Source organism: Rhodobacteraceae bacterium M382, assembly GCA_025141015.1.
In the GTDB taxonomy this organism is placed as follows: domain Bacteria; phylum Pseudomonadota; class Alphaproteobacteria; order Rhodobacterales; family Rhodobacteraceae; genus Aliisedimentitalea; species Aliisedimentitalea scapharcae.
Genome location: CP081098.1, coordinates 300,264 through 313,531 on the forward strand (window position 1 = coordinate 300,264; position 13,268 = coordinate 313,531).

Below are 13,268 nucleotides of genomic sequence, written 5' to 3' on the forward strand. Positions count from 1 at the left end.
TTGCGGGGGCGTGTGGGTTTAGGGATCGGTATAAAGTGCCTGTTTTTAAAGGGAAGGAAATAAATAGGTCCGATATGAAGCCTAAAAATGCTGTACATTTTGGCAAAGCTTGGGCAAATCAAAGCTGAGATCGAAATTTAGGTCAGCATAGTTGACTTTTAATCCGCAACGCTACGGTTTATCACCAGCCGAAGCCAGCCAAACGACGGAGTCCCAGCCATGGCAAAGCAGCCAATGCTCAAATTTGTGCAGATCGACCGCGACATGCCGCAAAAGCGTGCAGCGACTCTCCGCAAAAATGACTTCGATGAGATTTATGCAGAGTACGCCGCCGCCAAGGCCGAGGAACAGGCCAGCCGGTGCAGCCAATGTGGCGTGCCCTATTGCCAGTCGCATTGCCCGCTGCACAACAATATCCCAGACTGGCTGCGTCTGACCGCCACCGGGCGGATGGAAGAGGCCTATGCCACCAGCCAGGCCACCAATACCTTTCCCGAGATCTGTGGTCGCATCTGTCCGCAGGACCGCCTGTGTGAAGGCAACTGCGTGATCGAGCAATCCGGCCACGGCACTGTCACCATTGGTGCGGTCGAAAAATACATCACCGATACGGCGTGGGATCAGGGGTGGGTCAAACCCATCGTTCCCGCGGCAGAGCGCACCGAAAGCGTTGGCATCATCGGGGCCGGTCCCGGTGGGTTGGCAGCAGCGGATATGCTGCGCCGCGCCGGTATTCAGGTGACGGTCTATGACCGGTCGGATCGCGCGGGTGGATTGCTGATGTACGGCATCCCCGGTTTTAAATTGGAAAAGGACGTGGTGCAGCGGCGCAATGATCTGCTGGCCGCAGGCGGGGTCACATTCGAGCTGAATTGCGACATTGGCGATGACGTCACATTTGATGCTGTGCGGGCCAAACATGACGCCATCATCATTGCCACGGGTGTCTACAAGTCCCGCGACCTGTCGATGCCGGGCAGCGGGGCCAAAGGCATTGAAAAGGCGATTGATTTCCTGACCGCGTCCAACCGCAAAAGCTTTGGCGATGCGGTCAAGGAGTTCGATTCCGGGCGGTTGAATGCCGAGGGCAAAAAGGTCGTCGTCATCGGGGGCGGTGACACGGCCATGGACTGTGTGCGCACATCCGTGCGTCAGGGCGCGACTTCGGTCAAATGCCTGTATCGTCGTGACCGCGCCAACATGCCGGGATCACAGCGCGAAACCCAGAACGCCGAAGAAGAAGGCGTGGTGTTTGAATGGCTGAGCGCCCCCAAGGGGTTCACCGACGCCAAGGGCAAGGTCACCGGGGTGATGGTGCAGAAAATGCGTCTGGGCCAGCCCGATGCCACCGGCCGTCAGGCCCCCGAGGTGATCGAAGGCGCAGATTATGTCGAAGAGGCCGATCTGGTGATCAAGGCACTGGGATTCGAGCCCGAAGACCTGCCGACATTGTGGGACCAACCCGAATTGCCCGTCACCCGCTGGGGCACCATCAAGGCGGCGTTCCAGACCGGGGAAACCGACATGGACGGGGTCTATGCGGTGGGTGACATCGTACGTGGTGCGTCGTTGGTGGTCTGGGCGATCAAGGACGGGCGTGACTGTGCCGACGCGATCATTGCGCGTTTGAATGCCAAGGCTGCAGTTGCAGCAGAATGACCTGGTAACCGGGGGGTGACATGCGTGCACCTTGCGTGCACCACCCGTACACCGCCGCAACGCAGAAGAAATGCTGCAACACAGCCAAAAGGTCACCCGGTGTGACCCATCGCCAAGGGGACAGATGTCATGACTGAATTGAGAGGCCAATGTTTGTGTGGTGCGGTCACGGTCACTGCGACCCCGGAGCGGTCTGCGCTGGCCGCCTGTCATTGTGAAATGTGCCAACGCTGGGGCAGCGGCCCATTCCTGAGCTTTCAGGCGGCGCAGGGCTATGCGGCGCTGGGCCCGGTGAAAACCTATCAGTCGTCCAGCTGGGCAGAGCGGGCGTTTTGTGGCCAATGCGGATCGTCGCTGTGGTACCGGATGACGGGCCCCGGATCGCATCAGGGCCAGACCCAGATGTCCGCCGGTCTGTTTGAAGATGCCGCTGGTGCCCGGCTCAAGCTGGAAATCTATGTGGACAAGAAGCCGGACGGCTATGGGTTTGACGGCAATTGCCGCAAGATGACCGAGGCGGATGTGATTGATGCCTTTGCGCCTGCACCGGTCGAGGGGTCGACATGAGCCAGACCAGAACCGGACATTGCATGTGCGGTCGCGTCCGTTTTGTCGCGCGCAATGTGCCCCAGGTATTCGGGGCCTGTCATTGCGACATGTGCAAACGCTGGTCCGGGAACATGTTCAACGGGGTGTCGGTTGTGTCCGGCGATCTGGATTTGACCGGTCAGGACCATATCAGACGTGTCCAGACGTCCGAGTGGGCCGAACGCGCCAATTGCGAGAGCTGCGGATCGCCGCTGTGGTACCGGGTGACGGACCCGGAGTTCGAGCCCAAGACCCATAACATGGCCCTGGGCCTGTTCGACGACACCAGCGGCATGACGCTGGGACATGAATTTTTTGTGGATCGCAAAACATCGGCCAACGATCTGCCCAAAGACCGGAAACAGTTTACCGAAGCGGAAACCCTGGCGCTGTTCGCGCCCGAGGACGCATCGCACGACCAAGGAGACAAGCAATGACCAAATTTGATGCCAATTGGGTGCGCGCCGAAGAAGAAAAGCGCAAGTGGATGGCCGAAAACGGTCTCTATGCCGAGGAAGAAGAGCATTCTTCGTGCGGCGTTGGTCTGGTGGTGTCGGTTGACGGCAAGAAAAGCCGCAAGGTGGTCGAAGCCGGGATTGATGCGCTGAAAGCGATCTGGCACCGCGGCGCGGTGGATGCCGATGGCAAGACCGGCGATGGCGCGGGCATTCACGTGCAGATCCCTGTGTCGTTCTTTTACGACCAGATCCGCCGTACCGGTCACGAACCGCGCATGGACCAGTTGATGGCCGTGGGGCAGGTGTTTCTGCCGCGCACCGATTTTGGGGCCCAGGAACGGTGCCGGACCATCGTGGAATCCGAAGTTCTGCGCATGGGCTATTACATCTATGGCTGGCGGCATGTGCCGGTGGATGTGACCTGTTTGGGGGAAAAGGCCAATGCGACCCGCCCCGAGATCGAACAGATCCTGATTTCCAACACCAAGGGCGTCGACGAAGACACGTTCGAGCGCGAGCTGTATGTGATCCGTCGCCGCATCGAAAAGGCTGCGGCGGCTGACAATGTGACCGGTCTGTATATCGCGTCGTTGTCGTGCCGGTCGATCATCTACAAGGGCATGATGCTGGCCGAACAGGTGGCGGTGTTCTACCCGGACCTGATGGACGAGCGGTTCGAATCGGCATTCGCGCTGTATCACCAGCGGTATTCGACCAATACCTTTCCCCAGTGGTGGCTGGCCCAGCCGTTCCGCATGTTGGCCCATAACGGCGAAATCAACACGCTGCGGGGCAATCTGAACTGGATGAAAAGCCACGAGATCCGCATGGCGTCGTCGTTCTTTGGCGAAATGGCCGAGGACATCAAACCGATCGTGCAGGGCGGATCGTCGGATTCGGCGGCGTTGGATGCGGTGTTCGAAGTCATGGTGCGCGCGGGCCGGTCGGCGCCGATGGCAAAAACCATGCTGGTGCCGGAAAGCTGGTCGAAACAGGCGGTGGATCTGCCGCAGCCGTGGATCGACATGTATTCCTATTGCAATTCGGTGATGGAACCCTGGGATGGCCCGGCTGCATTGGCGATGACCGATGGGCGATGGGTCTGTGCCGGTCTGGACCGCAACGGGCTGCGCCCGATGCGTTATGTGGTGACAGGTGACGGGTTGCTGATCGCGGGATCCGAGGCCGGCATGGTGCCGATCGACGAGGCCGGTGTTGTCGAAAAGGGCGCATTGGGTCCGGGGCAGATGATCGCCGTCGATATGGCCGAAGGCAAGCTGTTCCACGATACCGAAATCAAGGACACATTGGCGGGATCGCGTCCGTTTGGGGAATGGGTCGGCAAGATCCACAATCTCGAAGAGGATCTGAACGGGGTCGAGGAAACACCGCTGTTCACCGGCGAAGAGCTGCGCAAGCGTCAGATCGCGGCGGGGTATTCGGTGGAGGAGCTGGAGCAGATCCTGTCCCCGATGGCCGAGGACGGCAAGGAAACGCTGGCTTCGATGGGGGATGACACCCCGTCCGCCGTGCTGTCGAAAATGTATCGTCCGCTGAGCCACTTCTTTCGCCAGAACTTTAGCCAGGTGACCAACCCGCCGATCGATTCGTTGCGTGAATTCCGGGTGATGTCGTTGAAAACCCGGTTCGGCAACCTGAAGAACGTGCTGGACGAAGACAGCAGCCAAACCGAAATCATCGTGCTGGAAAGCCCGTTTGTCGGCAATTCCCAATGGGACAAGCTGGAAGCGGCGTTCAATGCGCCGATGGCGGAAATCGACTGTTCGTTTGAACCAGGCACCGGCGCGCTGAGCGCGGCCCTGGCCCGGATCCGGTCCGAGGCCGAGGACGCCGTGCGGTCCGGCGCTGGGCATCTGGTGCTGACGGATGAACATTCGGGACCGGGCAAGGTCGCGATGCCGATGATTCTGGCCACATCGGCGGTGCATTCGCATCTGACCCGCAAGGGGCTGCGCACCTTCTGTTCGTTGAACGTGCGGGCCGCCGAATGTATCGACCCGCATTATTTTGCCGTGTTGATCGGCTGTGGTGCCACGGTCGTGAACGCCTATCTGGCCGAAGATTCGATTGCGGACCGCATTGACCGCGGGTTGTTGGATGGGACGTTGACCGAAAACGTCGCGCGCTATCGCGAAGCCATCGACCAGGGTCTGTTGAAAATCATGGCCAAGATGGGGATTTCGGTGATTTCGTCCTATCGCGGCGGTTTGAATTTCGAAGCCGTGGGTCTGAGCCGTGCCATGTGCGCCGAATTCTTCCCCGGCATGACCAGCCGGATTTCGGGGATCGGTGTCACCGGTATTCAGTCCAAGGCCGAAGAGATCCACGCCAAAGGCTGGACCAGCGGGTTGGACGTGCTGCCGATTGGCGGGTTCTACAAGGCGCGCAAATCCGGCGAAACCCATGCGTGGGAAGCCACGTCGATGCATATGTTGCAGATGGCGTGCAACCGCGCGTCGTTTGAGCTGTGGAAACAGTATTCAGCCAAGATGCAGAGCAACCCGCCGATCCATCTGCGGGATCTGTTGGACATCAAACCGCTGGGCAAATCGGTGCCGATCGAAGAGGTCGAATCGATCACAGCGATCCGCAAGCGGTTCGTGACACCGGGCATGTCGTTGGGCGCGCTGAGCCCGGAGGCGCACAAGACGCTGAACGTGGCGATGAACCGGATCGGGGCAAAGTCTGACAGCGGCGAGGGCGGCGAAGATCCGGCGCATTTCGTGCCCGAACCCAATGGCGACAATCCATCCGCCAAGATCAAACAGGTGGCATCGGGCCGGTTTGGTGTGACCGCCGAATATCTGAACCAGTGTGAAGAGCTGGAAATCAAGGTGGCCCAGGGTGCAAAACCGGGCGAGGGTGGCCAGCTGCCGGGCATGAAGGTCACCGACCTGATCGCGCGTCTGCGTCATTCGACCAAAGGCGTGACCCTGATTTCACCGCCGCCGCACCACGACATCTATTCGATCGAGGATCTGGCGCAGCTGATTTACGATCTGAAGCAGATCAACCCGCGCTGTAAGGTGACGGTGAAATTGGTGGCGTCGTCCGGGGTGGGCACGATTGCCGCCGGTGTGGCCAAGGCCAAGGCCGACATCATCCTGATTTCGGGCCACAATGGTGGCACCGGGGCGTCGCCTGCGACGTCGATCAAATATGCGGGTCTGCCGTGGGAAATGGGTCTGACCGAAGCGCATCAGGTTCTGTCGATGAACAACCTGCGCGAACGCGTCACCCTGCGGACCGATGGCGGGCTGCGCACCGGGCGTGATATTGTCATGGCGGCGATGTTGGGGGCCGAGGAATACGGCATCGGCACGGCGGCGTTGATCGCCATGGGCTGTATCATGGTGCGTCAGTGCCAGAGCAACACCTGCCCGGTTGGGGTCTGTACCCAGGATCAGGCGCTGCGCGACAAATTCACCGGCAGCGCCGACAAGGTGGTCAATCTGATCACGTTCTACGCACAGGAAGTCCGCGAGATCCTGGCCAGCATCGGGGCGCGGTCGCTGGACGAGGTGATCGGTCGGGCCGATCTGTTGGCGCAGGTCAGCCGGGGGTCCGCACATCTGGACGATCTGGACCTGAACCCGCTGTTGATCACCGTCGATGGCGCAGCCGACATCGTGTACAACCGCGACAAGGACCGCAACGCGGTGCCCGATACGCTGGACGCGGAAATCGTGCGCGATGCGGCGCGGTTCCTGCAGGATGGCGAGAAAATGCAGCTGTCCTATGCGGTGCAGAACACCCATCGGACCGTGGGCACGCGGACATCGTCGCATATCGTGCGCAATTTCGGGATGCGCAATGCGTTCCAGCCGGATCACCTGACGGTGAAGCTGCAGGGGTCTGCCGGGCAGTCGTTGGGCGCGTTTGCAGCACCGGGGCTGAAGCTGGAAGTGTCGGGCGATGCCAATGATTACGTGGGCAAGGGTCTGTCGGGCGGCACCATCGTGGTGCGCCCACCGCAGGTCAGCCCATTGAATGCGTCCGAAAACACCATCATCGGCAACACGGTTCTGTATGGGGCCACCGATGGGCATCTGTTTGCCGCCGGTCGCGCCGGGGAACGGTTTGCGGTGCGCAATTCGGGTGCATCCGTGGTGATCGAAGGCTGTGGCACCAACGGGTGTGAATATATGACCGGCGGGATTGCGGTGATCCTGGGCAGCATCGGGGCCAACTTTGGCGCGGGCATGACCGGCGGCATGGCCTATCTGTATGACCCGGATGGTCAGGCGGCGAGTGTGATGAACATGGAAACATTGGTGACCTGCCCGGTCACGGTGGACCATTGGGAGGCCCAGCTGAAGGGGTTGATCGAGCGCCACGTGGCCGAGACCGGCAGCCGCAAGGGGGCCGACATCCTGCAGCATTGGGATCTGGAGCGGGCCAATTTCCTGCAGGTCTGTCCCAAGGAGATGTTGAACAGCCTGCCCCATCCGCTGAGCATCGAAGAAAGCGCCATCCCGGCCGAATGATCGGGATTGCCTCTGCGGAAAACCCCGTCGGCCTGTGGTCGGCGGGGTTTTTCATTTGGCGACAGAGGGTTGCGAGAAAATTTCCAGACTCTTCGGAAAATATGTTCAGATGAAACCCTGAGACGAATGTCGATTTGAACCGGGGAGATTTGCGATGAAGATGAAGACTGCGACCCGAATTCTGTCCGTTATGGCGGCAACATTGGGATTGGCCGGGACCGCGACAGCGGGAAGTTGCGGATATGACTATTGTTGGGGCGCTGTGGCTGTGGGGCCCAATGGGGCCTATGGGTTTGCCCATTCCTGGGGATCGGAACAAGAGGCCCATAATGTCGCCAATTCCGGGTGCGAATGGGACTGTACGATCACCCGCACATTCTACAACGCCTGCGCGGCGATTGCGGTGGCGGACAATGGCGGCTGGGGATGGGCGTATGAGTCGAGCCGGGAATTGGCCGAAAGCAGCGCCATGAGCTATTGCATGGACAACGGATACAATTGCCGGGTCCGCGTCTGGAGCTGTTCAAAATAGCCCTCCAAAGCGGGGTTTGTTGACCGGTCCCAAATCCCTGTCTTTTTCGATGGCCCCGAGTGGCCTATAGAGTGGCTATGGCGAAGGCAGTACAGAAAAAGACCCGACCGGCAAAAAGGGCCAAGACGGAGCGCAAACCGTTCCGGCCGATCCGCTGGGTCGGGCGTGTGGCTCTCAGGGTGATTTCGGTTTTTGTGGCGGTCGTGACGCTGATGATTTTCCTGTTTGCCTTTGTCAATCCGCCGATCACCCATACAATGTGGTCCGAACGGAGCCGATTGGGCGAATTGGACCGCGAATGGGTGGCGATGGACGATATCGCGCCTGTGATGGCCCGGTCGGTTGTTGCCGCCGAAGATGCCCGGTTCTGTCAGCATTGGGGATTTGACGTGCAGGCCATTCGCGCCGCCATTGCCGGGGGCGGATCGCGGGGCGCGTCGACGATCACACAGCAAGTCGTCAAGAACGTGTTTCTGTGGCAGGGGCGCAGTTGGATCCGCAAGGCGTTGGAAACCCTGATCACCCCGGCCGTCGAGGCGGTGTGGTCGAAACGGCGTATTCTGGAGGTCTATTTGAATGTGGCCGAGATGGGCGAAGGCATCTTTGGGGTCAAAGCCGCAGCCCAGGCCAATTTTGGCGTTGGCCCGGATCAGTTGAGCCCCCGTCAGGCGGCGTTGATTGCCGCTGTTTTGCCCGCACCACGGGTGCGATCGCCAAAACAACCCACCTCAAATATCAAACGCAAGGCGTCCCGGATCATGGATGGGGCGGCCACCATCCGCGCAGATGGGCGATCCGACTGTTTCGAGGATTGAAAAACCTGACGTGGCAGGGCATTCCTGCACAACACCCTTTTTGAATTTCTGGACGCACATGGCCCGCCTTTATCACGTTCCGCTTTCCCCGTTTTGTCGCAAGGTCCGTTTGGTTCTTGCGGAAAAGAAGATCGAAGTCGAATTGGTGGAAGAGCGGTATTGGGAAAAGGACCCGGATTTTCTGCGCCGCAACCCGGCGGCCAAGGTCCCGGTGGTGCGTTTGGACGGCAAGATGATGGCCGAAAGCGCGGCGATCTGCGAATATCTGGAAGAAACCCGCCCGGATCCGGCATTGATGCCGACCGACCCCGATGGCCGATACGAAGTGCGCCGGCTGGTCAGTTGGTTCGATGACAAGTTCCACAATGAAGTGACGTCAAAATTGTTGTACGAGCGGGTCAACAAGAAGGTGACCGGCGAAGGATACCCGGACAGCCGCAATGTGAAATCCGGGGCGAAGGCGGTCAAATACCATCTGGATTACATGGCGTGGTTGCTGGATCATCGGCGTTGGCTGGCCGGGGATCAGATGACGTTGGCCGATTTTGCCGCCGCGGCGCATCTGTCGTCGCTGGATTATATTTCGGATGTGGATTGGAACCGGTCCGAAGTGGTCAAGGACTGGTATGCCAAGATCAAGTCGCGCCCGGCGTTTCGGTCGATCCTGGCCGATCAGGTGCCGGGGTTTCGCCCGCCCGCCCATTACACCGACCTGGATTTCTGATAGGGGTTCGGGGATGGGGGCGCTGCCCCCCGCCCTGGAATTCGGAGAATTCCAAGGCTCCCCCCGAGGTATTTGGGACCAGAAAGAAGCATGAGCGCCGAGCTGAAAGAAAAACTGGTGGCGCGGGCCCTGGAAGAGGGGTTCGTGGCGGCGCGGATCTGTCGCCCCTGGGATGTGCCGCAGGTGCCCGACCGGTTGCAGGCCTATGTCGATGCCGGGTGGCATGGGCAGATGGGGTGGATGGCAGAGCGCATGCAGTGGCGCGGCAACCCGGCGGCATTGTGGCCCGAGGCGCGCTCCGTCATCATGTTGGCCGAGAGTTACACCCCCGAGGAAGATCCGATGGCCGTTGTGGGCTGTCCGGATCGCGGTGCGGTGTCGGTCTATGCACGGGCCAAGGATTACCATGATCTGGTCAAGAAGCGGCTGAAGCGGCTGGCGCGGTGGCTGATCGCCGAGGGCGGTGGCGAGGTCAAGGTGTTTGTCGATACCGCACCTGTGCCGGAAAAGGCATTGGGCCAGGCGGCCGGGTTGGGATGGCAGGGCAAACACACCAATCTGGTCAGCCGGGATTGGGGCAATTGGGCCTTTTTAGGGTCTGTTTTTACCACATTGGAATTGCCGGAGGACACAGCCGAGCCGGATCGCTGCGGGTCGTGCCGGTCCTGTCTGGACGCCTGTCCGACCGATGCCTTTGTCGCCCCCTATCAGTTGGATGCGCGCCGGTGCATTTCCTATCTGACCATCGAGCACAAGGGGCCGGTGGCGGAAGATCTGAGGGCGCGGCTGGGCAATCGGATCTATGGCTGTGACGATTGTCTGGCAGCCTGTCCGTGGAACAAGTTCGCAGTGGCGGCCAGCGATCTGCGCTATGCGGCGCGCGCGGAATTGAAAGCGCCAAAGCTGGCCGAGTTGGCGGAGTTGGATGACGCTGCATTTCGCGCGTTTTTTTCCGGCTCGCCGATCAAGCGGGTCGGGCGCGACCGGTTTGTGCGCAATGTTCTGTATGCCATCGGCAATTCCGGTCAGGCAGAGTTGCGGTCGGTGGCACAGGGGTTGTGTGACGATCCCGATCCGACAGTGGCCGATGCGGCCCGTTGGGCGGTGGCGCGTCTGTAGAGCGTTGCCGATTTCACGCGGTACCTCTTGACGCTGCCTGAAATCAGAGATTTCAACGCGCCAAGAGATGGAGAGCGTTTCAGTTTAAAAATCGAAACGCGTGAGATGACGCAAACAGGCGGGACGTGTCGCGAAACCTTGGTAGACCGATCCGGCGAACAGTCAGGGAGGTACGCGGCATGGCGCTGGCGTTGGGGGTCGATACAGGTGGAACCTATACGGATGCGGTGTTGATCCGTGACGAGCGCGAGGTGATTGCCTCGGCCAAGTCGCTGACCACACGACAGGATCTGGCCATTGGTATTGGCGGCGCGATCCGGGCGGTTCTGGCCGACAGTGGCGTGGCTGCTGCGGATGTGGGGATGGCGGCGTTGTCCACGACTTTGGCCACCAATGCGTTGGTCGAAGGGCAGGGCGGGCGCGTGGCGCTGATCTATATCGGGTTTCGGGCCGAAGATCTGGAGCGGCACGGGTTGGCCGAGGCGCTGAAGGGCGATCCGGCATTGGTCATGGCGGGGGGGCACACCCATGCCGGAGGCGAGGCGGCGGCGCTGGATGTCGAGGCGTTGAACGCATTTCTGGAGAGCGAGGCCAAGGGGGTGACCGGATTTGCGGTGGCCGGTGTCTTTGCCACCCGCAACCCGGGACATGAATTGGAAGTGGCGCGGATCATCGGTGAGACCACCGGGCGGCCCGTAACCTGTTCGCACCAGTTGTCGGCCAAATTGAACGGACCCAAGCGCGCGGTCACGGCGGTGTTGAATGCGCGGTTGATCGGGATGATCGACCGGTTGATTGGGCGGGCGCAGGAGACATTGGTGGATCTGGGCATTCAGGCTCCGATGATGGTGGTGCGCGGAGACGGGGCGTTGATGTCGGGCGAACAGGCCCGCGAGCGGCCGATCGAGACGATTCTGTCCGGGCCTGCGGCGTCGATTGTCGGGGCGCGCTGGATGACCGGGGTCGAGGATGCGTTGGTGTCCGACATTGGCGGGACAACGACGGATGTGGCGTTGTTGAGCGGCGGAAAGCCGGCGATTGATCCGGCCGGTGCCCGGGTTGGCGGGTTTCGCACCATGGTGGAAGCGGTTGCCATGCGCACCAGCGGGCTGGGCGGTGACAGCCAGGTCCATATGAACACCTCCGGGTTGGCCGGGGGGCTGTTCCTGGGGCCGCGCCGCGTATTGCCCGCGTCGCTGATTGCCATGGAGGCCCCGGAGCTGGTGCATGACACATTGGATGCGCAGCTGCGATCGTCCACAGCCGGGGAATATGACGGGCGGTTTGTGCGGGCGGTTCCGAACATGCCGGTGGTTGGTCTGTCGGGGCGCGAAGAGGTGGTGCTGGAGCGGATCGGGGACCGGGTGCTGCCGATGGGGGATGTGCTGAGGACCCGGATGGAGCAGGGCGCGCTGAACCGGTTGGTCGATCGTGGCGTGGTGCAGGTGTCGGGGATTACCCCATCGGATGCCAGCCACGTATTGGGCCGGGTCGACGCCTGGGACCGGGACGCGGCGGACAAGGCGCTGACCCTGTTTGCGCGACGCCGGATCGGGTCCGGCGACATGGCCGCGACCGGGTCACAGCAGTTGGCTCAGATGATCATTGACCAGCTGACCGAGCAGACGGCGCTGACCCTGTTGGAAGCGGCCTTTGCCGAGGAAGCGGATGGGTTCGGCATTCCCGGTGATCAACTGGCGCGTCACGTGCTGATGCAGCGGGGGTTGGACAAACACCGGGGGCTGATCGCGCTGGATGCATCGGTGAACGTGGATGTGGTCGGGTTGGGGGCATCGGCACCCAGCTATTACCCGGCAGTGGGCGACCGGTTGCATTGTCGGATGATCCTGCCACCGCACGCCGGTGTGGCCAATGCGATCGGAGCTGTTGTGGGCCGTGTATCGGTGCGGCGCAGCGGCACGGTCACCAGCCCGTCGGAGGGGCGGTACCGGGTGCATCTGGACACCGGGCCGGAGGATTTCGAGGAGTCCGATGCGGCGTTGGAGATGCTGGAGCGTGCTTTGACACAGGACGCGCGGTCGGCGGCCGAAGAGGCCGGGGCCCAGGATATCAACATCCATGTGGAGCGGGACCTGAGGACTGCTTTGGTGGAGGCCAAGCAGGTGTTTGTCGAAGGCATGTTGACGGTTGAGGCCAGTGGTCGACCGCGGGTGGCCGTGGGGTGACGCCAGCGTGATGGGCAGGGGGCCTACAGCCGGTGAACGGCGGGCTCCCGCCCGGTCTTATTGCATCAAAATGCAATGCGCCCCGTTGGGCGTGGCAGCGCGGCACGCCGCGCTGCGGGCAGGCGGGTCAGTCTTTTGGGCGGCTTGGCACCCAGGCATATCCGTTGGAACATAGAATATAGGCTTCGCGCAGGCCGTGGGGTTTGTCGGTGGGCGGTTGCAGCACCATGGCCCCGAACGCCGTGGCCCGTTGCACGGCGTCATCCGGGTCGGTGTCATACAGACGGATTTCCAACCCGGCCCCGCGTGGCGGGTTTTCCGGCAGCAGATTCAACAGCGGGTTGGCGTGATAGGTGCCATCCGCGTGCAGCTGAAACACCTGATCGCCATAGGTGACGATGGCGAAATCTGCTGTGACCTGATGGCCCGTCATATCAAAAACAGTCTCTAAAAAGGCGATTTCGCCGGGAACATCCTGCACCAGCAGGTTTATTCCGATCCCTTTGAGGCCACGCCCAAAGCTGTCTGCATCTATTGTGTCATACTCCATGCGCCAAGGTTCGCCGGAGTGGGCAGTTCAGGCAAGCGGAGAATTGCGATTGGTCCCGGATTTGACGCCCGTTGTCATTGTATTGTCATCGCGCACCAGTAGCGGGGGTTGAACTCTGACGCACAATCA

General features: G+C 61.1%; 10 protein-coding genes. 9 read left to right on the top strand and 1 reads right to left on the bottom strand.

The genetic code is table 11. From position 1 onward, the window contains the following. The first annotated feature begins 219 nt into the window (after positions 1–219). From K3727_01420 to K3727_01460, 9 genes are all read left to right on the top strand, one after another. Positions 220–1,659 (top strand): NAD(P)-dependent oxidoreductase, encoded by a 1,440-nt coding sequence (locus K3727_01420; GenBank protein ID UWQ91502.1) that lies wholly within the window; start codon positions 220–222, stop codon positions 1,657–1,659. 129 nt (positions 1,660–1,788) lie between these two features. Further along, positions 1,789–2,226 (top strand): GFA family protein, encoded by a 438-nt coding sequence (locus K3727_01425; protein UWQ91503.1) that lies wholly within the window; start codon positions 1,789–1,791, stop codon positions 2,224–2,226. Further along, entirely contained in the window at positions 2,223–2,684 is a 462-nt protein-coding gene (locus K3727_01430) for a GFA family protein (GenBank protein UWQ91504.1), read from the top strand. The genes K3727_01425 and K3727_01430 overlap by 4 nt, the downstream gene beginning before the upstream one ends. Then, on the top strand, positions 2,681–7,213 hold the full coding sequence (gene gltB / locus K3727_01435) for a glutamate synthase large subunit (protein UWQ91505.1): 4,533 nt from the start codon (positions 2,681–2,683) through the stop codon (positions 7,211–7,213). Before K3727_01430 ends, gltB begins: the two co-directional genes overlap by 4 nt. 154 nt (positions 7,214–7,367) lie before the next feature. Further along, positions 7,368–7,745: a DUF4189 domain-containing protein gene (locus tag K3727_01440; protein ID UWQ91506.1), complete on the top strand. Its 378-nt coding sequence runs from the start codon at positions 7,368–7,370 to the stop codon at positions 7,743–7,745. A 77-nt stretch (positions 7,746–7,822) separates the two neighbouring features. Beyond that, entirely contained in the window at positions 7,823–8,560 is a 738-nt protein-coding gene (mtgA, locus tag K3727_01445) for a monofunctional biosynthetic peptidoglycan transglycosylase (GenBank protein ID UWQ91507.1), read from the top strand. Positions 8,561–8,618: 58 nt separating this feature from the next. Continuing rightward, entirely contained in the window at positions 8,619–9,284 is a 666-nt protein-coding gene (locus tag K3727_01450) for a glutathione S-transferase family protein (GenBank protein ID UWQ91508.1), read from the top strand. A 90-nt stretch (positions 9,285–9,374) separates the two neighbouring features. Continuing rightward, complete coding sequence (gene queG / locus K3727_01455) at positions 9,375–10,403, top strand: tRNA epoxyqueuosine(34) reductase QueG (protein ID UWQ91509.1); 1,029 nt, start codon at positions 9,375–9,377, stop codon at positions 10,401–10,403. A gap of 179 nt (positions 10,404–10,582) precedes the next feature. Further along, positions 10,583–12,589, top strand: a complete 2,007-nt coding sequence (locus K3727_01460; protein ID UWQ91510.1) for a hydantoinase/oxoprolinase family protein — start codon at positions 10,583–10,585, stop codon at positions 12,587–12,589. A gap of 127 nt (positions 12,590–12,716) precedes the next feature. Here the strand turns inward: K3727_01460 and K3727_01465 are convergent, their stop codons facing one another. Continuing rightward, entirely contained in the window at positions 12,717–13,139 is a 423-nt protein-coding gene (locus K3727_01465; GenBank protein ID UWQ91511.1) for a glyoxalase, read from the bottom strand. Positions 13,140–13,268: the final 129 nt, after the last annotated feature.